The organism is Sulfurimonas hydrogeniphila (assembly GCF_009068765.1).
In the GTDB taxonomy this organism is placed as follows: Bacteria; Campylobacterota; Campylobacteria; order Campylobacterales; family Sulfurimonadaceae; genus Sulfurimonas; species Sulfurimonas hydrogeniphila.
Genome location: NZ_CP035534.1, coordinates 287347 through 309541 on the forward strand (window position 1 = coordinate 287347; position 22195 = coordinate 309541).

Sequence of the window (22195 nt, forward strand, 5' to 3'; positions counted from 1 at the left end):
TCAAAAGTATCAATTGTCACGCAAAAGAGCTTATTACTGAAAAAGAGATGTAAAGTAGTCTTCAATATCTCCAGGTGTGCCTGAGATTGACATAAACTCACCCATGCTGAGGTTTGGATAGGCAATAGCAAGATAGTATTTCGGGTGTAGGATTTTTGCTGTGTCTCCTTCAACCATTACCATATAAGGTAAAAATGCACTGTGTTTTTCTCCTTTTATTTCAGAAACATAGTATTTTTCACCTTTCTTAGTCGGCATTGCTATACCATAAAGCGTTGCACTCCCGGTTTCTAATGTAAAAACAATGTTTTTTGCTGCATTTTTTTCCAGTTTCTCTTTGAGTTTTTCTCCTTTTGCAACTTCTATCATATCTTCATAATACGGCATAGCCATCATAAAGTGATACCCTGCAATATCGTCATCATCAAGAGCATCGTCTGAATTTTTGAGTGTGCCAAAAGCATTTGCAAGCTTGGTGTTTACTTTTTTTGCATGTGCTTTTTGAAAATCATCCTGCATAAAAGCATGTAAAAAATATTGTGGATTTGTAAGCACGAGTTCATTGTCTTTAGTGTTTACGAGCACTTTTTGCACACCGGCAAATGCCCTGTCTTTTTTAGAAGCATCTTTTGTCAATGCAGGACATGTATAGGCTATGACATGATAATTTGGGTCCTGCATAGCATCATATTCGCCAACAACCTGTAAACCGTTTTTTGTAAGTGCCGTTTTTACATCATTTGCATTTTGAAATGCCGCATATTCATATGTGCTTACTTTTTCAGCCAAAAGATTTGCTCCTATTATCATTGTTACCAAGCCTGTTACTACTGTTTTTTTCATTTTCTCTCCGTGAATTAAATTGAAAAATATTATAATTTATTATAGTTAAGAGGCACATTAATTTTAAAAAATTTGTTTAATTTGTAGAAAAAAGAGAATAAATTCAAAAAATTTAGCTCCTTTTGGATATAATCGCGTAATTTTATAAAAGAGAAACAACCATGGATATTAGAGAAGAGTATTTAAAATTTTTTGAATCAAAACAACATACAAGAGTTCCCTCAGCGCCTTTGGTGCCTGAAGATGCGACTCTGCTTTTTAACAACGCAGGCATGGTGCCTTTTAAGTCGATTTTTACAGGGGAGGTTCCTCGTCCCAAAAATCCTCGTGCCACATCCTGCCAGACTTGTATCCGTGCGGGTGGAAAACACAATGACCTGGAAAATGTCGGACATACAGCGCGTCATCATACTTTCTTTGAAATGCTGGGAAATTTCAGTTTCGGAGACTACTTCAAGGAAGAGGCAATTGCCTATGCCTGGGAGTTTATCACTGAGATATTGCATCTGGACAAAGACAAACTCTGGGTAACAGTGCATGAAAGTGATGATGAGGCTGAAGAAATCTGGAAAAAGCACATTGCGCCTGAGCGGATTATGCGTCTTGGAGACAAAGACAACTTCTGGTCTATGGGTGATACGGGACCGTGCGGACCGTGTTCTGAAATCTTTTATGATCAGGGAGCAGAACATTTTAGCGGTCCCGAGGATTATATGGGCGGTGAAGGCGACAGATTTTTGGAAATCTGGAACCTTGTTTTTATGCAGTATGAAGTCAAAGAAAAAGGCGGAGAGAGAATTCCTCTTGCACATCCATCCATAGATACAGGAATGGGGCTGGAGCGTGTTGTAGCCATTAAAGAGGGTGCCATTTCCAATTATGGATCCTCTTTGTTTATGCCGATTATCCGAAAAGTCGAAGATTTGACAGGCAAAGAGTATGTGTACGCTACGGGTGCATCGTACCGTGTTATAGCAGATCATATCAGAACCGCAGTATTTTTACTCTCTCAGGGTGTAAATTTTTCTAATGAGGGACGCGGGTACGTGCTTCGAAGAATCCTGCGCCGTGCTGTGCGTCACGGATATCTTCTTGGATTCCGTGAGCCTTTTATGTATAAACTTGTCGATACTTTGGTTGATATTATGGGTGGTGAGTATGAGTATCTTCAGACCAAAGCAGAGGTTGTCAAAGAACAGATAGAGCTTGAAGAGGCACGATTTTTCAAGACAATAGAATCAGGCATAGCACTTTTTAATATGGAACTGCAAAATACCAAAGACAAGGCGAATGCCGAAGGCAGAGAAGGTGCCCTGGGGTATGTGTTTTCGGGTGAAGTGGCTTTTAAACTCTATGATACCTACGGCTTTCCGCTTGACTTGACAGAAGATATGCTCAAAGAAAAAAACCTCTCACTGGATACGGCAACATTTGAGAGCCTGATGAATGAGCAGAGAAGACGTGCCAAAGCTGCCTGGAAAGGGAGTGGGGATGATGCCATCAGCGGTGACTTTAAAACACTGCTTGAGGAGTTTGGTGAAAACAGATTTGTCGGATATGAAACTATGCATCATGCAAGCAAAGTGCTGGCACTTTTAGATGAAAAGTATGTGCGTGTGGAAGAACTGCAAGCCGGAGAAAAAGGATGGGTATTTTTAGATATTACACCTTTTTATGCTGAGAGTGGCGGACAGTGTGGTGATATTGGAGAACTTGAAGGCATTGCACAGGTAGTTGATACGAAAAAATTCTTTGGTTTGAATCTTTCGAAGATAGAGTTGCATGCCTCTCTCAAAGTCGGACAGCAGGTAGATGCAAAAGTGGATATTTCCAGAAATGAGATAACAAAACATCACTCGGCAACACACCTGTTGCATGCGGTACTTTTTGATGTGCTTGGAGAACATATTTCACAGGCGGGTTCTTTGGTTGAGGCAAATCGTCTGCGATTTGATTTTTCTCATCCAAAAGCGCTCAGTGAAGAGGAATTACATGTAATAGAAGAGCGTGTAAATGTTGAAATAATGCGTGCAATTCCTGCCCAAACCGAGGTACTGCCTATAGAAGAGGCAAAAAAATCAGGTGCGAAGAGCCAGTTTGGCGAGAAGTATGGAGATGAGGTGCGTGTTGTTAAATTTGCAGACGCTTCTGTTGAGTTTTGTGGCGGAATACATGTAGACAATACGGCAAATATCGGTTCGTTTATCATTACTAAAGAGAGCGGTGTGAGTGCCGGTGTGCGACGTATTGAAGCTGTGTGCGGCAATGCGGCGTATAAATACTTTTGTGAGCAAAGAGCACTTGTAAAAGAGGCGCAGAGTGAAGTGAAAAATCTTGATCTGCTTGCAGGAATCAGCAGGCTCAAATCAAATATAGCTGCTTTGAAAGATGAACTCAAAGAGGCACACGAAGCTGCAAAAGTTGAAATTAAAGCAGATGAGATAAACGGTGTGCCAGTAGTTGTGGATGAACTGCCTAACGGGGATATCAAAGAAAAGATAGATGAGCTGAAAAATCAAAATGACAAACTCTGTGCAATGCTTTTCCAGGTCAAAGGTGATAAAGTGCTCATAGCCGCAGGTGTCAAAGGGTGCGATGCGAAAGCGGGTGATTGGATCAAAAAAATAGCACCGCTTCTTGGCGGAGGCGGTGGCGGTCGTCCTGACTTTGCCCAAGCCGGAGGAAAAGATGCTTCAAAACTGCCTGAGGCAAAAGAAGCAGCACTGAAATTTATTACAGAGGTATTGGATTGATGAAAGATTTTATGATTGAACTTTTTGCAGATTACAGAACACAGATAGTCTTTTTACATGTAATCTCTGCCGTTGTTTGGGTCGGAGGGATGATTGCCATGAAATTTGCAGCGCATCCTTCATTTATACAAATTGAATCGCCCTTACACAGACTCGAACGAATTTCACAGGCACTCAACAGGCTCTTTATGATTGTTTTGCCTTTTGTTGCTATACTAATCATTACAGCAGTCATCATGGCTGTCGGACTTGGTTTTCGTGCGGCTGCCGTTGATGCAGGCGGCAATGTGATAGATGAGTATGCGATGCATATATATAATCTTGTGCATGTAAAAGAGGTGATCTGGATGATTATGGCGGCTAATCTTGCGGCTATGATTTTCAGACGCAACAAAGCACAGAAACTTTTACAAAAAGGTGATACAGCAGGTGCAAAAAAAGCGTTAGAGCTTATTGGAAAATATATGGTTCCCATCAATATCACACTTGGAATTATTGCAATTTATCTGGGAGTGACTCTGCGAAATGCCTATTAGACTCTGCTCATCATCTCAGACACGCGCCATGCTTTTAAAAAAAGCAGGCATTGATTTTATTCAAGAGAGTGTTGATTTTGATGAAGAGAGTATTGTCGCAAACAGCCCGAAAAACTTTGTTTATCAGGCAACTTTGGGCAAGTATGAAGCAAATCTCAGAGTATTTGGCTATGAAGAGTATCCGCTGTTGGTAGCCGATACTGTTGTTACAAGCCAGGGACATATTTTAAGAAAGGCACGCTGCAAAGATGATGCCCGTAATATTTTAATGACGCAGAGCGGAAATATTACGAGTATCATTACATGTATGATATATCATGCAAAACAGCAAAAGATAATAGATATTTCAAAGACAGACTATCTGTTTGAACCATTTAATACACAAGATTTGGAACGTTACTTAGAGAGCGGAGAGTGGCGAGGCAAGGCTGGTGCCTGTATGGTAGAAGGGTTTTGCAAGCCCTACATCAAAGAAGTCAGAGGCTATGAGAGTACGGCAATGGGACTTTGTGTCGAAGTGCTGGAAACTTTTATGGAGCAAAACTGATGTATTTTTATAAAAGATACAGTTTTTTTATTAATATACTGCTGGCATATCTCCTCGTACTTTTTGTCACATTGCAATTAAGTCTGGTTTGGAATGTTATTCTTGTCACACTTTTGTTTATGGGTATCAGTATTCTGTTTTATCGCTATGCCAAGCAAAAACACTATTATAAAAGTATCATTGACAACTCTACAAATATTGTCATTGTCAGTAATGAAAAAAAGCTTGTTTCTGCAAATAAAACTTTTTTTAAATATTTCAAAGGCTATAAAAATATAGAAGAGTTCTCACAAAAACACCATTGTATATGTGAATTTTTTGAAGAAGAAGAAGGATATATCGGCGCTGTAAACAATGGTCTGGGTTGGATAGAATATATTGTCAAAAATTCTGAGGTATATCACAAAACCAAAGTCAGGATTTACGACAAAGAGTACTATTTTGCTATTTCTGCTTCGGTTCTTGACAAAAAAGACAATCTGTACGGAATTATACTGTCCGATATAACCGAACAGGAAAACTATAAAAAAGAGCTGGAGATTCTGGCTGTAAAAGATTCACTGACAAAGATCGGCAACCGGCGTTTTTTTCATAAAAAACTGGATGAACAGATTTTGCTGACACAGCGCTATCACCATCCGTTTTCGCTGATTATTTTTGACATAGATTTTTTTAAAAAAGTCAATGACAACTATGGGCACGATACAGGCGATAAAGTACTGGTAGAATATACAAAGTATATTGCTTCTATGTTGCGCGATACCGATATTTTTTGCAGAATCGGCGGAGAAGAGTTTATAGTGATCCTGCCAAATACTACGAAAGACAAAGCGTATGCCCTGGCACAAAAGATAAGAGAAAGTGTCGAAAAATACAAAGCTGTTCTGCCTATTACCATGAGCTTTGGTGTTGCAGAGTATGAAAAAGGCGACGATGATATTTCTCTGTATAAAAGAGTTGATTTGGCTCTTTACAAAGCAAAAGAAACAGGGAGAAACAAGGTAGTTCTTGGATGAATTTTTATGCTAAAGAGCTCAAAGCTCTTCAAAGAGCAGGGCGTTATCGGACACGTGAAATTGTTGACAACACCCTGCATGATTTTGCCTCAAATGACTATTTGGGACTTTCGCACAACAAAGAACTTCATACGCTTACATGTAAAGAATTAGCAGAGTATCCGCTCAACAATCCCAAGGCATCTATGCTGATAAACGGCTATCATCAGATACACAAGGATTTTGAAGAGGCTTTATGTGAAGCAAACGGCTTTGAGGCAGCAATAGTGCTTGGAAGCGGATTTAATGCAAATATTGCCTTGATTGAATCGCTTGTCCGTCGCGGTGATACGCTTTTTATGGATGAACTGTATCATGCCTCAGGTGTTTTGGCTTCCCAGTTACATAATATAGATGTAGTTTTTTTCAAACATAATGATATGCAGGAGTTGCAAAGCTTGCTAAAACATTCAACTGCCAAACGAAAGATCGTTGCAGTTGAGGGTATTTACTCGATGGACGGTGATTTGTGCGCAAAAGAGGTTTTTGATATATGTGATGAAGAGGAAGCGATTTTGATAGTTGATGAAGCGCACAGCAGCGGAGTAGTCGGAGACAAACTGATGGGTGTTTTTGATTATTACGGTATTGCCGTAAAGCAAAACCATATTAAAATGGGAACGCTCGGAAAAGCCTATGGCAGTTTCGGTGCTTTTATACTCTCATCAGAACATATATCACACTATCTTTTAAATCGTGCAAAACCGATTGTGTATGCGACTGCTCTCTCTTTGTATGATACACTGTTGGCGCATAACGGACTGAAATATATTTTGCAAAACAGTGAAACACTGAAAAAAGAGATAATGCTTCGCCAAACAATAGTCTCCCAAGAGTTAGGCTTACATGTAAAGGGTTTGATTGTGCCTGTTTGTATAGGAGACAATAGACAGGTCATAGATATTAAAAACAGGCTGTTGAAATCCGGTTACAGTGTGGGGGCGATACGCCAGCCTACGGTTGCTTCTGCAATAATTCGTCTGATTGCAAGACTCGGTGAAAAGAGTGATACGCTCAGACTGGTTTGCAAAGAGTTGGCAGGAATAGAGTCATGAAAATGTCCAAACTCAAAATTATCTACAACAATAAAGCCTTGGTGGACATCTCCTTTGACATTTCCTCTTCATTGGCATTAATAGGGCAAAGCGGCAGCGGAAAAAGCCTGACAATCAAGGCGCTTCTGGGGATGCTGCCCAAAGAGATGAGAGTAGAGCTTGCAGATAATTTTGATTTTGAACTCATAGTAGGAAAAACCCTCTCTTTTGTGCCGCAGAATCCTTTTACAGCACTCTCTCCACTGACAAAAATCAAAAAACAGTTTTTCAGTGAGCCAAAAAGAGTCAGGGAACTTTTTGATGAAGTCGGTCTGCATTACGATTTGCTCGAACGCTTCGCCCCCGAACTCTCAGGCGGACAACTTCAGCGTGTTGTCATTGCAATTGCGTTAGAATCAAAACCGAGGTTACTTTTACTTGATGAACCGACAACTGCACTTGATCCCCAGACAAAAGAGGTGATACTTCAGCTTTTAAAAAAGTTGCAAAAAAAAGAGCAGTTTCAAATGCTTTTTGTGACACATGACATAGCTTCTGCCAAGGCACTGTGCGAAGATGTTGCTATTATAAAAAACGGAAGAATAGTTGAAAGCGGAAAAATGCGTGAAATAATAGAGAATCCGCAACAAGAGTATACAAAAATATTAATAGAGGCCAGTTTTGCCAACAGGAAATTCAGAACATGAAAAAACTACTAAAAAGAACATTTGTAACCGTACTGATTTTAGGGTTTTTCTCACCCTTTATAATTCTTGGCTATTACCTGGTAAGCTATGATTATGATATCTCCTCCTTAGTAGACTACAAACCAAAACAGACAAGCAGAATATATGACAAAAACGGAGAAAAAATAGCAAATATTTTTGATAAACAGCATAGATATTATGCCTCTTTTAATGAGATTTCTCCAAGGGTGATTGAAGCACTTGTTGCCATTGAAGATACAACCTTTTTTGAACATTCCGGCGTTAATTTTGATGCAATTTTTCGGGCAGTTATCAAAGATATCAAAGCAGGAAAGATGGTTGAGGGTGCCAGTACGATTACGCAGCAGTTGGTAAAAAACAAATTATTGACCCGGGAGAAAAAACTTTCACGAAAAATAAAAGAGTTGATATACTCTTTTAAACTTGAAAATGCACTGACAAAAGAGCAGATTCTGGAACGGTATTTAAATGAGATCTATTTTGGGCACGGATATTATGGCATCAAAACAGCTGCAGACGGGTATTTTCACAAGAAGCTCTCTGATTTGACACTTAAAGAGATAGCCATACTTGTGGGATTGCCAAAGGCGCCAAGTACCTATGCGCCTACAAAAAACTATGATATTTCCATGGGCAGAGCCAATCGTGTTATTACAAGAATGTATACACTTGGCTGGATAGACGACGCAACATACAAAAAGGCATTGGCTGAAAATCCGGTAGTATATAATGATACACTGACACAAAACAGAGCCCCTTTTGTTGTGGATGAAGTTGCAAGAAGATTCAGAAATATGGGAATTGACGACTTAAAAACAGGCGGATATGAAATATATACAACGATTGATTTGAAACTGCAGGATATTGGAAGAAAATCACTGCAGTATGCGTATGACAAAGCTTTAGAGAGAATTGAAAAATATAAAGAAAAAGAGGCACAGGAAACAGAAGACGAAACCTTTAAAGTCCAGGATGTCAATGTGTCACAGCTTAACGGTGCTTTGGTTTCTCTTGATTCCAAAACAGGGGATATTTTGGCACTGCTTGGGAGTGTAGATTATAAAAAAAGCTCTTATAATCGTGCTACTCAGGGCAGGCGCCAGCCCGGTTCCGCTTTTAAACCTTTTATATATCAGGTAGCTATTGATTTGGGATATTCGGGTGCTACAAAACTTGTTGATATTGCCCAGACATATGCCTATGAAAAAAATGGTGAGGAGATGAAATGGCAGCCTAAAAACTATGAAAAAAACTATAAAGGTCTCATTACTCTCAGAGAAGCACTTATTCATTCAAGAAATTTAGCGACTATCAATCTTGTAAATGACATAGGCCTGTCACAGTTGTTGCGGGAACTGAAAAAATTTCATATTAAAAATCTGCCAAATGACCTCTCTATCGCTCTTGGAACCATGTCAATGTCACCGCTTGAACTTGCACAGTATTATACGTCATTTTCAAACTACGGGATTCAGGTAAAACCTCACTTGATTACAAGTATTGACCAAGGCGGCAGTACTGTTTATAAAAAAGAGGATGTTTCTTATTATATAACGGCTCCGACTCAGGCTTTTATAATGACGACGATACTGCGTGATGTTGTCACAAGAGGAACAGGACGAAGAGCAAGAGTGCGAGGCATAGAAATTGCAGGAAAGACAGGAACAACAAATAATAATATAGATGCCTGGTTTGCCGGCTATTCCCCTACTGTTGAGACGGTTGTCTGGTTCGGCAATGATGACAATACACCGATGTATCACAAAGAGACAGGAGGACGGGTTTCGGGTCCCGCCTTTGCTTATTATTTCAGAAATCTTTTGAAACTCTACCCTCAGATAAAGCGAAAATTTGATGTGCCTGAGGGAATTATTGAAGTGAAAATCAATGGAAAAAAAGAGTATTTCAGTGATATCTCAAAGCCGCCAAGAAGTGATTACAGTGATGAAACAGAATCTGAACTTCTTTTTTAGCCAAAGGTTCTGTTTAAAGCACAAAACATGGCTTTGATTGAGGCTACAGTGATGTCATTGTCTATTCCGACACCAAAACGTGAGAGTACCTCTTTTGTCTGAATTTCTATGTATGCTACTGCCTGTGCACTGCTTTTGTCACCACACGAGTGTTCCGAGTATGACTTAACAGTAAAATCATTTTTGTACTTTTGCATCAGTGCATTCTTGCAGGCATCAATCGGTCCGTTGCCTTCGCCCTCAGATGTAATGACATCTCCATTGTATTTGTACGTTAAGGTACATGTAGCCTTCCCGTTATCTGAGGAGAGTGTAAAGTCTACAAAAGAGATATGCTCTTCAATATTGAAATAGGTATTTTTAAAAACTTCCAATATCTCTTCGGGTTCCAGTTCTCGTCCTTTTTCATCACTTAATGCCTGCACGGCACGACCGATTTCAGGATGCATGGCTTTTGGCAAATGGTAGCCGTAATTGTGTTCGAGTATATAAGCCACTCCGCCTTTTCCCGATTGTGAGTTAATACGGATGATACTTTCATACGTCCGTCCCACATCAGCCGGATCTATCGGCAGATAAGGCACTTCCCAAAAAGGGTCCTCTTTTGCCTGCTGATAGGCAAGCCCTTTGTTAATGGCGTCCTGATGGGAACCGGAAAATGCCGTATAAACAAGTTCTCCGACATAGGGGTGTCTCGGGTGTGTCGGCAGTTCTGTACATGTTTCGACAACTCGCACCACTTCGTTGATATCCGAAAAATCAAGCCCCGTATCTATCCCCTGGGAGGTCATATTTAAGGCAAGGGTGATGATGTCTACATTGCCTGTCCGCTCTCCGTTGCTCAAAAGTGTTCCCTCGACTCTGTCTGCCCCTGCCAAAAGTGCCAACTCTGTTGCAGCGATGGATGTGCCTCTGTCATTATGCGTGTGCGTCGAGATGATGACATTTTCACGATTATCCAGGTGTCTGCCCATCCATTCTATCTGGTCTGCATAAATATTAGGCGTCGCCATCTCTACTGTTGCAGGAAGGTTTATAATCACCTTTCTGTTTTCGTTTATTCCCCAGCGAGCCGTTACGGCATTGGAAATCCGTGCCGCAAAATCCAACTCCGTTCCCGTAAAACTCTCTGGAGAATACTCTAAAAATATCTCTCCGTTATGATTGGCTTCATATTTTTTGACCAAATCAACACCCTCCAGGGCAAGGTCAATAATTTCATCCTGTGTTTTTGAAAACACTATTTTTCTCTGGGCAACCGAGGTTGAATTATACAAATGTACCGTTGCTTTTTGTACGCCTTCCAATGCTTCAAATGTTTTGGCAATCAAATGTTCTCTTGCCTGCACAAGTACCTGAATGGTCACATCATCCGGAATGAGATTGTCATTGACGAGTTTGCGCAAAAAATCAAATTCTATTTTGGAAGCAGAGGGGAATCCCACCTCTATTTCTTTGAAACCGAGTTTAAGTAAGAGTGCAAATAATTCAAGTTTTTTCTTCATATCCATAGGATTGATAAGTGCCTGGTTGCCATCGCGCAAATCGACACTGCACCATATCGGTGCTTTGGTTATACTGTTGTCCGGCCATTTTCTGTCTGGCAAGTCTATTTTCGGATAAGGCTTGTATTTGCCTTTAGGAATATTCTTCATAAAGAATCCTTGTTCTTGAATTATTTAATAGCTGCACTCTTATACAGGACTATTATGTTTGCAATTATATCGAATTTTTGATTTAATGGGCTTTTATTTGGAACCCGTACTTTCTATGCTAACGCATGACTTGTGAGAAAAACTAAATTTTTTTTCTGCAGTGCGGGCTGAAAGTGTCATGAAAGTAGCAACAGTCGGCACTGAAGTACCGATTCCGAGCAGAGGGGTGTTGCTTTTTGGAATCCATCCTTCAGTGCGGGCTGAAAGTGTCATGAAAGTAGCAACAGTCGGCACTGAAGTACCGATTCCGAGATATTTTGTCGGAACCCATGCTTTAGCATAGAAAGTACGGGTTCCGAAAAAGCTTAGAACATATAGCCTAAGCTAAAGTTCTTAGCACTGGTAGGTAGTTTTGAATTCGTATGCAGTCGGGCGACCTTCGTCCGGCCATACATCACGTTCAAATTTATAGTGCTGGTATGCTTCTATAAATTCAGATGTAAATACCGGCTTTAAGAATTCGTTGTCTGCAATAAGACCTTCTAATGCTTCACGAAGTGTGTGCGGCATTTGTGGAATGTTTTTTTCACGAATTTCATCAAGAGAAAGTTCAAACAGGTCTTCATCCATCGGACCGACAGGGATTGTAGCATGTTTGATACCGTCTAGTCCCGCCATCATCATTACAGCAAAAGCAAGGTAAGGACAAGATGAAGAGTCCGGGAATCTCATTTCAATACGTGTTGCTTTTTCACCTGCACCATACGGAATACGACAGGCAGCTGAGCGGTTTTGAGAAGAGTAAGTCAAAATGCTTGGTGCTTCAAACCCAGGAATAAGACGTTTGTATGAGTTTGTTGACGGGTTTGTAAATGCAGCAACTGCAGCAGCATGTTTGAAGATCCCACCTGCATAATGAATTGCCATTTCACTTAGGTTTCCATAATTGCCTTCTTTATAGAAAAGGTTTTTGCCGTTTTTCCACAGTGACTGGTGAACATGCATTCCGTTTCCGTTGTCACCATATAATGGTTTTGGCATAAATGTAGCAGTTTTACCGTTGAGGTGCGCTATCATTTTTACAACATATTTGTATTTTTGAACATTGTCACCAGCAGTGATGATGTCACCGAAAACGATACCGATTTCACCTTGACCCTGGGCAACTTCGTGGTGTCCAAGAACAACTTCAAGACCAACCTGCTCTAACACCTGCATCATTTCAGCACGCATATCCACCATAGAATCTGTCGGTGCTACAGGGAAGTAACCGCCTTTTGTTCCCGGTCTGTGACCTGTATTGTACATTTCGTCATATCCGGTGTTTGAATTCCATTCACCCTCTTCTGTGTCTACTTTGAATCCCATTTCATTGATATTGTCAACAAATTTAACATCATCAAAGATAAAAAATTCATTTTCCGGACCAAAGTATGCAGCATCAGCTATTCCGATCTCTTCAGCATATTTAAGTGCTTTTTTTGCGATTGAACGCGGACATCTTTCATATAATTCATTTTTGTAAATGTCATATACATCACAGATAAGAATCACAGTAGGATCGGCAGTAAAAGGATCAAGAAATGCAGTCGGAACATCTGCTTTTAAAAGCATGTCCGATTTGTTAATCGGTTGCCAGTTTTCGACAGAAGAACCGTCAAACGGGAAACCGTTTTCTAAATTTTCTGCATTTACTGCACTGTAACGGTATGTAAGGTGGTGCCATGAACCTTTAATATCACTAAATCTCAAATCTACAAATTGTACATCATTTTCATTACAAAATGTAAAGAACTCTTCTATGTTATTAACGAATTTTCCCATTAATTATCTCCTGAATTTTATCTGCATGTAGTATATCTTATTAAAACAAATTTATAACTTTGAGAATGATGAAAATATAATCAATTTCTCAGATTTGTTTCATATTGTGATAAAAATGAAAGTTTTTTAAATCAAAGAACTCACAGCAAGATGTTTTGGTTCATTTTTTGCAACTTTTTTTTGACAGGAAAGAATTGTATTTATATGCTCTTCACTTATGAATGATTTTTTCTCTGGAGTGATAAGCAAGGAGGCACTTGCTGTGAGAAGCGGAAACCTGCATGTTTGCTCTTTTCTGTTTTTGGAAATGATATAGCCATTCTCTTTATCTTTTTTGTTATAAAATTCTTTTGCCGAGGAAGCAAATTTTTCCAAAATATTTTCTATCATTTTCATGTCAAAAGAGTTATGGGTAAAATCTTTATTCTCCCAGGCAACAAAAAAATCATCACCTCCTATATGGGCTTTGAAAACATCTTTTGGCAGTTCTTTTCTCATAATATCTGCAAAAAGCTGAATAATCCTGTCACCGTTTCGAAAACCGTACACATCATTAAAGGCTTTGAAATTGTCGAGGTCAAAATAGCACAGAAGATAGGATGCTGAGGATTGGGATACTTTGTATATGTATTTTTCAATCATTGTGTTTCCGGGAAGTTTTGTAAGCGGATTTTGGTCTCTGGCCTGAATCATGTTTTCCTGATGCATCATGTTGATAATTGCTTTTGCGGACAAAAATCCATAATAGCCTGAATTTTTTGTAATAATAATGCCTGAAGATTCAGGATTGTTCGCAAAAAGTTCTATAAGGGTAGTGGTGTTGCTGTTGATATCTGCATGCCCGCAGGGGTGAAGCAGGTTTTCCAGTTTTGAGTTATTCTGTTCATTTAAGAGTAAAGACATGCCGTAGGGAGACTAAAGAAACTCTTTGATGTCAGATTCAAGCAATATTCCCACAGGCTCATTTTGGGAATTTACAAGAGGAACAATGGGAACACTCTGATTCTTTTTAAAATACTCTATGACCAGATTCATTTTTGTTTTAAGTTTTAAAGGCTGAATTTTGTCTATATTGTTTTTCAGTAAAATATTTTTGTCACTTATCCGTCTGTCAAACTTTATAATGTCAATGATATTTGTGTATTGCTGATAAATTTTTTGTGTATTTTTTGTAGGTTTCTGAATAAGATAGCCCTGTGCCAAATGGCAGCCGATGTCTTTACATGTAAGGTACTCTTCTTTTGTCTCAACACCTTCGGCAATCACCTTAATGCCCAGTTGAATGGCAAGATGTGTGATGTTGCGAACCATAAGCTTTTTTTTCATATTGGTCGCAAGTCCCTGCAGAAAAAATCTGTCAATTTTGATGATATCGGGTGTGGAATCATAAAAAAGTTTGTATCCGGAATAGCCGACACCAAAGTCATCTATTGCAATGGAAAAATCTTCATTTTTATAATGCTGGAGTATTTTTTCAAGGTCAAATTCACTGGAAATTTCCTGTCTTTCCGAAATTTCAAAACAGAGATTTTCTTTCTTTATATTGAGCTCTTTGAGAATTTTTGTTGTATTTCCTGTAGAAAAATTTTCCATTTCCAAAACCCGGTTATCCAGATTATAAAAGAGCTTTATGTTCTTATAGCTTTGTATCTGTGTGTATTTTTTTAAAGCTTTTTCTCTCAGTGCCAAATCAAAAGAGTACAAAAGTTTCTCTTTATAAACAGCATCAAAGAGTGCAAAGATAGATTTAAATCCGACATCCTGAAAATTTCTCAACAGGGCTTCGACACCGTAGAGTGTTCCTGTATGGATATTGATGATAGGCTGAAAAGCCACATCAAGAATTTTAAGATTGTTTTTCCAGTGTTGGGTGAGTTCATTATTCATTATTTTAGATATCTCTTTTTTTGGGATTCTTTTATTTTTGAAATGTCGACGATTATAAAGCTGTCTATACAGTTGGAAAAATCACTGTCTATGTTGTAGGCGCAAAATTGTATGCCGCCTTTTTCACACAGATCGGCATACTGCTTGTAAAGCGTTGGAATATTTGTATTGATACTGCCAAGCGCTTTTTTGAGTGTTTTGAAATTCTCTTTGTATTCCGGTGCACTGAACTCTTTTTTAAGATTTGCCATGAGTGTTTCATCTGTTTTAAAGTTGTAGGGATTTTTTGCCCTGACAAGATTTTGTCTGTCTTGAAAGTTTTGATCATAAAAGTATAAAATCATATCTTTGGCTGTTTTGGCATAACTTTCACTCAGTGAAACCGGACCGTACATGTAACGGATATGCGAATTGTTTTTGAGATATGCACCTATGCCGTACCACAAATAATCAAGCGCCCGGGAACCCCAGTATTTTGGCTGGACAAAACTTCTGCCGAGTTCTATGGCATCGGGGAGGTAAGACAAAAATGCTTCGTTGTAATCAAAAAGTGTTGTTGTATAAAGGGCATCAACGCCAAATTTTTTTATGATATCCGTACATTCGGCTATACGGTATGCCCCGACTATTTCAAGATCTTCCTCATCCCAGAGTATAATGTGTTTATAGTATCTGTCATATTTGTCTATATCTCTTTTTTTGTTGATACCCTCTCCGACTTTGCGAAAGGAGAGCTCTCTGAGCCGTCCTATTTCATTGATGATAATAGAGTTGTTGTCATTGCTGCTGTAGAGATAAATTTTTTTTCCGTCTTTTGTCTCTCCGAGCAGTTGTGATGATTTTAACTTTTTTTTGAGATCCCGTCTGTCTTCGGGATGGGCAATTGCTTTTTGGGTTTCAAAATAGCTCTCATTTCTTTTGAGGGCATACAGATGTTTTTTATAGAGTTTGAGGAGTTTGTCCTTTTGTATCCCCTTTGGCGTGATGTTTTCATAAGGAATGAGTTCGCCTACAATCATCTCAATAGCTTTGTGTTTTTGTTTAAACATTTCGTGTGCAAGAAGCAGGGCTGCAAGTTTTTTGTTCAGCGCTGATACGGAGTAAAAGGTTTTGGAATTCTTCCCTCCTATAAATACGGGAAGTATAGGAGCATTGCCTTTTTTGGCAAATTTTAAAAAACCTTTGTGCCAAACCTTGTCTTTTATTCCTGTCGGAGTAGCCCGGCTTACTTCGCCGGAAGGAAAAATGATGACAGCCTCTTCTGCATCAAGTGCCGCATATACCTGTGTAACGGCTTCTTTTTTTTGCCGTGCTTTAAAATTGTTGACATTGATTAAAATATTTTTTATGGGAGTGATGACTTCTAAAAAATCATTTGCAACAACTTTTATATCTTTTCTGACATTACTGACAAGTTTGATAAGTGCGAGTGCATCCAAAGAACCAAGCGGATGATTGGCAATAATGACAACGCGTCCGGAGGAAGGAATGTTTTGAAGATCCTTGTCGGAGACGGAAAAATCAAAGTTGAGGTATTGCAATGCTTCGTCTATAAACTCAAAACTGCCCAAATGCCTGTTCTTTTTGATAAATTCATTGATTTGTTTCTCATGGACTACAGAATCTGCAAATTTTGAAATTGCACCTTTGATTACCCTGGAGTTTTTAAGTTTGGGGTATTTTTTTATAATCATTTTTTCAACATCAATCATACATACTCTTTTTTGTATTGCGTTGAAAAATTATAGTAAAGAGAGGTTACACAGAGATTACATTTTTCCTTATATATAATTCAAGATAATTCTGTATACTTAATTTAGTGGAAAATATTGAAAAGGGATGCTCATGCCTGAATATGCAAAACAGATAAGGATTTTGTATGTAGAAGATGAAGATGACGTGCGCGAAGGCTATGCCCGTGCACTCAAACGGATAAGCAAAGAATTATATACAGCCAACAACGGTATTGTCGGACTCGAATGTTTTAAAAAGTATCAGCCTGATATTGTTGTAAGCGATATTAAAATGCCTAAAATGAACGGTCTTGATATGATTCGGGCCATAAAAGAGAGGGACGCGGATGTAAAGGTTATATTTACAACAGCACACAGTGAAAGTGCCTATCTGCTTGAAGCGATAGAGTTGCAGGTGGAGGGATATCTGCTTAAACCTGTGCAAAAAAAATCCTTAACCGCTTTGATAGAAAAACTTGCCAAAAATATCATTATTGAAAAAGAGTATGAAGAACAGAGAGAAATTCTGCAGTATATTATAGATTCTGAAAACAGTATATCTGTTATTGCAAATATTGAACATGTCAGTTTTGCCTCAAAATCTTTTTTGAAATACTTTGGAGTAGAGAGTGTAGAAGAATTTAATGAAAAATTTCATTCTATTATTAACATTTTTTCAAATGAAAAGGACAGTATCAATGCGAAAAACATACAGGCTTTCTTGGAAAAAGGCAGCAGTCTGTATGATTTTATAAACTCTTTGAATGAGACACAGAGAATTACAACGATTGTAAACACTAAACATGAGAAAAAATCATTTTTGGTCAATATTTCCAAGATTAATGAAACACAATTTCTAATGAACTTTACAGATGTAACTGAAATAGAAAAACAAAGAGAAGCCATTACAAAAAAAGCCAACCATGATATGCTTACAGGACTCTATAACAGGAACAAGTTTGAAGAGATTTTTGCGTATGAACTTTCTCAGGTAAAAAGATATGGCTACCCCCTCTCTTTGGCTATAGCAGATATAGACCATTTTAAACTTTTTAATGACAAATACGGACACCTGGTTGGGGATGATATTTTAAAACTTGTCGCCAATATACTGACTTCGTGTACCCGAAGTGCCGATACTATAGCAAGATGGGGCGGAGAAGAGTTTGTTATGCTTTTGCCGCAAACAGCACTTAATGACGCACAGCAGCTTCTTGAAAAATGCAGAAAAAAATTTGAAGACCTTCATACTCAGGAATATGGAAAGATTACACTGAGCTTTGGTGTCACTGCTTATAAAAAAGGGGATACGCTCAAATCAATGCTCCAAAGAGCGGATGAAGCTTTATATAAAGCAAAAGCGAATGGAAGAAATCAAGTGGTAAGTAAATAATGCAACAGAAAATAAAATTTTTACTTTTATTTTTACTTTTGTTTGTGGTAAGCCAGTACCTGAACAACTATCATAAAAATCACTTAATTCAAAGAGAGCTCTCTTCGGTTCTCAGGCATTTGAAAATAAATTATGAAATTGTAAATGAGACAGACAAGGCAGATGCAGCCTCTTTAAATGCCTTTGTGTCTAATGATGCAACGGTTTTGCATATATTGCAGGAGGCTTTACATGTAACGGAGGCAAAAAGAGAGTTCCTGCGTAAAGAATTGTATCAACATTTGAAAAAGCAATACAGCGAAATTCGAAAACGCGGTGTTTTACAAATGCAGTTTGTATTCCCGGACAATGTCTCTTTTTTACGCATGCACAAACCGGACAGATACGGGGATGATTTAACAGGTATTCGCTATACTTTTGAGTATGTCAATAAAACACATAAAGCGATTGCAGGGTTTGAGCAGGGGCGTATTGCGCATGGTTTTCGTAATGTTTTTCCTTTGTTTGACGGGGGAAAGTATATCTGTGCCTATGAAATATCTTTTTCCTCAGAATCTTTTCAAAACAGACTTGCCAAAGTAAACAGACTCTACACACATTTTTTGGTCAATAAAAAAGTATTTGATGTGAAATGGTATAAAGACAAAGAATTTTTAGCACACTATAAAACAAGTATAGAATCAGATGACTACATGTTTGTTTATACAAAAAGTGTTCGACCACAGTATCTGCAGTATTTGAAAGAAAATATTATTCAAAAACATCAGCAGGAGATAGAAGAAAATATGCAAAAATGCAAGGCTTTTTCTTTGTATCAAAAAACAGGAAAAAGTGTCAAAGTTGTCTCTTTTTTACCTGTTAAAAATGTAAAATCAAAGCAGACAGTAGCCTATCTTGTGTTATATGCAGACAATTCAAATATCCAGTCCATTTTGTACAACTTCAAGCTTATCAGTCTGATTTTGCTTTTAGGATTGTTTTTGCTTGTGTATCTTTTTTATCTACAGTTTATTCGAAAAAAAGCACTTAAAGAAACAGCTCAGGAACAACAAAAACTCCTGGAACTTTTTGACAAAGGAGATATTGCTCTTTTTAGATGGCAAAATGATATTCACTGGAGTGTCGAATATGTCTCAAACAATGTTGCCTCTTTGACAGGATATACAAAAGAGGCGTTTGTAAACGGTGAAATCGAATATCCTGATTTGATAGATGCAGAGGATTTGCAAAACGCCCTCCATGAACTTACAGAAGCATTTGAAAAGAATTTAGATATTTTAAAACATCAGCCATATCAAATCACGACAAAAGATAAAACAAAAAAATGGGTAGAACAGACAACGCTTTTTATTCGTGATAAAAAAGGGAGAATAACGCACTTTTTAGGCTATTTGATAGATGTCAGCAAAAGACAGAAACTTGAGACACAACTGCAACAGCTCAATGAACACCTCATAGAAGAGATAGAAAAACGTACAAACGAGATACTGCAAAAAGACAAAATGCTCCAGGAACAGGCAAAGCTGGCTGCGATGGGGGAGATGGTCGGAGCCATAGCGCATCAGTGGAGACAACCGCTGAATTCACTCAATATCAATATTCAAAATCTTGATGATGATTATGAGGAGGGCTTAATTGACAAAGAGTTTATAGATGAATTTATTGATAAACAGACACAGACAATAAACTTTATGAGTCAAACCATAGATGATTTTAGAAACTTTTTCAGAGTCGATAAAGTCAAACAGGATTTTTGGGTAAAACAAAGCATTGAAAACACTCTTTCTTTGGTAAATGCACAGTTAAAAAGTCACAATATTGAAATGTCACTGCATGGAGAGGATTTTATGCTTCATGGGCTTGAAGGCGAGTTTCAGCAGGTTATTCTCAATATTATATCCAATGCAAAAGATGCCATTGTCCACAACCGTAAAGAGTATGGAAAAATAGACATTATACTGAAAAACAAAAAGATAATTATCACAGATAACGGAGGCGGAATACCTCAGGAAATTATAAAAAGAGTGTTTGAACCCTACTTTACAACAAAAGAGCAGGGTATGGGTACAGGTGTAGGACTCTATATGTCAAAGATAATAATTGAACAAAACATGGGCGGACATTTACATGCAAGTAATACAAAAGAGGGAGCTGAATTTATCATCGACTTTACGCAGGAGAGTTAAAAGACAATAGTAAAACTGGAGCCTTCATTCAGTTTGCTTCTGATGACAAGTTTATAGTTGTGCAGCTGAATGATATTGTTCACGAGAAAGAGTCCCAGACCCAAAGAGTTGTTCCATCGGTTCGAGTGGACTCTGTAAAATTTGTTTGTAATGCTTTGCAAATCTTTTTCAGAAATACCTATTCCTGTATCAATAACTTCGAGTGAATTTTGACTGATATTGACTATGACTTCATCTTCGGAATATTTAAAAGCATTTTCTATCAGGTTTGTAATGACAATGCCAAAAAGTGTCGGATCAATCTCTATGGCCAGGGTTTTGTCTCCATTGACAATAATTTTTTTGTTTTTATAATGCAGTCCCAGGTTCTGTGCTGTTTCTTGTACCAGATTATATAAATTTACTTTGCGTGTATTTAAAGCCTGGTGCCCGCCATCAAGTTTCATGGAGAGTCTGAGGGTATCTATAAGCTCACTAAGTTTTGTACCGTTTGTATAGATTTTTGTAAGAAATTTTTTTCGTATACTCGGGTTGATGTTTTCATCATCAAGAAGTGTCTGTGAGTAGCCGTTTACAACCGCGATAGGGTTTTTAAACTCATGGGATATCGCAGAAATAATATCATCTTTTTGTTCATTGAGTTTTTGGAGTTTTTGCGTATATTTTGTTTTTTGTTTCTCTTTTTTGACAAGAATCTGTGAAACTTTTGTAAGCAGGTTTGTTATATGGGAAAATTCCTGGGAAAAGTCAGATTTTATATAGGTATCTTTTTTCTTTTTTGTCAAAGATTTTAAAAAGTCCACTATTCTTTTTGTTTCATGTTGAATCTGTATATTTATTCTGTAGGACATGTAAAGAACGATAAGAAAAAAGAGCAGTAAAACAAAGGCTATTTTAATGCCAAGGTTGATGATTTCACTGCGGACACCTTTGATTTCACGTGCAACCCGTACATAGAGAACTCTGCCGTTGATGGTGTATTTTTTTGCCACATACTGCAGATCTTTGTCAAGGGTATGTGAGTGGCGTATGGTGTAGCCGTGTTTTTCCCTGTTTGCCTGTACAATTTCGTCTCTGTATTTATGGTTGTCCATAGTATCTTTGTCTTTGTCAGATTCTGCCAGGATATTGCCCTCTTCGTCTATAATAGTTAGGCGCAAATGGAGCTGTTTTTTTACCTTTTTTGCAAGTGCATCAAGGTCTGTGTCTTTGTTGATAGTGAAAGAGACAAGCTCAGTGGCTTGCATAAGTGCTTCTTTTGAAGAGTGAAGATAAAATTCATATACCCAATAGTAGACTATAGCACTCACTATTAAAAAGAGTGCTAAAAAGAGTGCTAAAAACTTCTCTAATACTATTCGGGAAATTTTTTTCATTTAATTGTGGATGTTTCCACCGATCTTGATATATACCAGCAGGTTTGCCACGCTGATTGCCCTGCTGGCGATTTTTTCACTTTTTCGAAGTGCTCTGAGCATCTTGTGATATTTTTCAAAGGTACTCGAGCCTTCGGCCTGTTCTACAAGCTTTCGTTCTATCATTTCATACAGGTCATCAACTTTGTTTTCCTCGATAAGTACCTCTTCATACATCTCCTGAAGTTCATCCATGTCATCAACATTGATCATTCTTACTGTTGTTGTAATGGCTTTGACCGTTGAGGTCTGCATAAGGCTTGCATATTCGTTGATCTCTTTGACATCAAGGTCTTTGCATACATCAGTGAACCCCCGTATGAAACTTCTTGTATTGGAGCATGCGCGTGAGAGTTCATTGCTTATTTTAAAGTAGGCAACAACCTGTCGCAGGTCTCTTGCTTCGGGTGTATACAGAGCAAGGACTTTAATGATTGCATTGTCAATTTCATCCGCTTTTGCCGTAATGTTTTTGATGCTGTTTCTTGCATCATTAAAAGTTTTTTCATCGCAGTTTTGTAATGCCTGGAGAATGAGTGTATTGGCAGTTACAAGATTTTCTCCGATATGTGTAAGTTTTTTTCTTATTTCATCGAGGCTTGTTCTGAATGTCGGTAACATTTTTGACTCCTT

General features: G+C 38.2%; 18 protein-coding genes. 10 read left to right on the plus strand and 8 right to left on the minus strand.

The features are described from left to right. Positions 1 to 33: 33 nt before the first annotated feature. A complete protein-coding gene (locus ETP70_RS01490) occupies positions 34 to 843 on the minus strand; it encodes a hypothetical protein (RefSeq protein WP_151899507.1) in 810 nt (269 codons plus the stop codon). 161 nt (positions 844 to 1004) lie between these two features. Between ETP70_RS01490 and alaS the strand changes: the two genes are divergently transcribed. Genes alaS through ETP70_RS01525 form a run of 7 tightly spaced genes read left to right on the plus strand, consistent with a single transcriptional unit; the run spans position 1005 to position 9469 of the window. After that, complete coding sequence (alaS, locus tag ETP70_RS01495) at positions 1005 to 3596, plus strand: alanine--tRNA ligase (protein ID WP_151899508.1); 2592 nt, start codon at positions 1005 to 1007, stop codon at positions 3594 to 3596. Continuing rightward, positions 3596 to 4132, plus strand: a complete 537-nt coding sequence (locus tag ETP70_RS01500; protein WP_188110019.1) for a hypothetical protein — start codon at positions 3596 to 3598, stop codon at positions 4130 to 4132. The genes alaS and ETP70_RS01500 overlap by 1 nt, the downstream gene beginning before the upstream one ends. Continuing rightward, a complete protein-coding gene (gene maf / locus ETP70_RS01505) occupies positions 4122 to 4679 on the plus strand; it encodes a septum formation inhibitor Maf (protein WP_151899509.1) in 558 nt (185 codons plus the stop codon). Before ETP70_RS01500 ends, maf begins: the two co-directional genes overlap by 11 nt. After that, positions 4679 to 5695: a GGDEF domain-containing protein gene (locus tag ETP70_RS01510; protein WP_151899510.1), complete on the plus strand. Its 1017-nt coding sequence runs from the start codon at positions 4679 to 4681 to the stop codon at positions 5693 to 5695. Before maf ends, ETP70_RS01510 begins: the two co-directional genes overlap by 1 nt. Next, positions 5692 to 6789, plus strand: coding sequence for an aminotransferase class I/II-fold pyridoxal phosphate-dependent enzyme (locus ETP70_RS01515; RefSeq protein WP_151899511.1), 1098 nt, complete (start codon positions 5692 to 5694; stop codon positions 6787 to 6789). Before ETP70_RS01510 ends, ETP70_RS01515 begins: the two co-directional genes overlap by 4 nt. Next, complete coding sequence (locus ETP70_RS01520; RefSeq protein ID WP_151899512.1) at positions 6786 to 7475, plus strand: ATP-binding cassette domain-containing protein; 690 nt, start codon at positions 6786 to 6788, stop codon at positions 7473 to 7475. The genes ETP70_RS01515 and ETP70_RS01520 overlap by 4 nt, the downstream gene beginning before the upstream one ends. Beyond that, entirely contained in the window at positions 7472 to 9469 is a 1998-nt protein-coding gene (locus ETP70_RS01525; protein WP_151899513.1) for a penicillin-binding protein 1A, read from the plus strand. Before ETP70_RS01520 ends, ETP70_RS01525 begins: the two co-directional genes overlap by 4 nt. Here ETP70_RS01525 and leuA read toward each other — a convergent pair. Continuing rightward, positions 9466 to 11124, minus strand: a complete 1659-nt coding sequence (gene leuA / locus ETP70_RS01530; RefSeq protein ID WP_151899514.1) for a 2-isopropylmalate synthase — start codon at positions 11122 to 11124, stop codon at positions 9466 to 9468. The genes ETP70_RS01525 and leuA overlap by 4 nt on opposite strands. Before the next feature lie 178 nt (positions 11125 to 11302). Between leuA and ETP70_RS12340 the strand changes: the two genes are divergently transcribed. Further along, positions 11303 to 11467 carry a hypothetical protein gene (locus ETP70_RS12340; RefSeq protein ID WP_188110020.1) on the plus strand — a complete coding sequence of 55 codons (165 nt, stop codon included), beginning with the start codon at positions 11303 to 11305 and terminating at the stop codon, positions 11465 to 11467. A 50-nt stretch (positions 11468 to 11517) separates the two neighbouring features. Here ETP70_RS12340 and glnA read toward each other — a convergent pair whose 3' ends face one another. The 4 genes from glnA to olsF form a co-directional block, all read right to left on the minus strand. Continuing rightward, positions 11518 to 12948 (minus strand): type I glutamate--ammonia ligase, encoded by a 1431-nt coding sequence (gene glnA, locus ETP70_RS01535; protein WP_151899515.1) that lies wholly within the window; start codon positions 12946 to 12948, stop codon positions 11518 to 11520. Between the two features lie 126 nt (positions 12949 to 13074). Further along, positions 13075 to 13851 (minus strand): GGDEF domain-containing protein, encoded by a 777-nt coding sequence (locus ETP70_RS12345; RefSeq protein ID WP_188110021.1) that lies wholly within the window; start codon positions 13849 to 13851, stop codon positions 13075 to 13077. A 12-nt stretch (positions 13852 to 13863) separates the two neighbouring features. Beyond that, a complete protein-coding gene (locus tag ETP70_RS12350) occupies positions 13864 to 14835 on the minus strand; it encodes an EAL domain-containing protein (protein WP_188110022.1) in 972 nt (323 codons plus the stop codon). Next, entirely contained in the window at positions 14835 to 16547 is a 1713-nt protein-coding gene (olsF, locus tag ETP70_RS01545) for a bifunctional ornithine lipid synthase OlsF (protein ID WP_151899516.1), read from the minus strand. Before olsF ends, ETP70_RS12350 begins: the two co-directional genes overlap by 1 nt. A 133-nt stretch (positions 16548 to 16680) precedes the next feature. Between olsF and ETP70_RS01550 the strand changes: the two genes are divergently transcribed. Together ETP70_RS01550 and ETP70_RS01555 are read left to right on the plus strand one after the other, a co-directional pair. Beyond that, positions 16681 to 17961: a GGDEF domain-containing response regulator gene (locus ETP70_RS01550; protein ID WP_151899517.1), complete on the plus strand. Its 1281-nt coding sequence runs from the start codon at positions 16681 to 16683 to the stop codon at positions 17959 to 17961. After that, the gene (locus tag ETP70_RS01555) at positions 17961 to 20147 is read left to right on the plus strand and encodes a sensor histidine kinase (RefSeq protein ID WP_188110023.1); all 2187 of its coding nucleotides are present in this window, start codon (positions 17961 to 17963) and stop codon (positions 20145 to 20147) included. The genes ETP70_RS01550 and ETP70_RS01555 overlap by 1 nt, the downstream gene beginning before the upstream one ends. Here ETP70_RS01555 and ETP70_RS01560 read toward each other — a convergent pair. Together ETP70_RS01560 and ETP70_RS01565 are read right to left on the minus strand one after the other, a co-directional pair. Continuing rightward, positions 20144 to 21523: a sensor histidine kinase gene (locus tag ETP70_RS01560; RefSeq protein WP_151899518.1), complete on the minus strand. Its 1380-nt coding sequence runs from the start codon at positions 21521 to 21523 to the stop codon at positions 20144 to 20146. The genes ETP70_RS01555 and ETP70_RS01560 overlap by 4 nt on opposite strands. Further along, positions 21524 to 22183 carry a phosphate signaling complex PhoU family protein gene (locus ETP70_RS01565; RefSeq protein ID WP_151899519.1) on the minus strand — a complete coding sequence of 220 codons (660 nt, stop codon included), beginning with the start codon at positions 22181 to 22183 and terminating at the stop codon, positions 21524 to 21526. Positions 22184 to 22195: the final 12 nt, after the last annotated feature.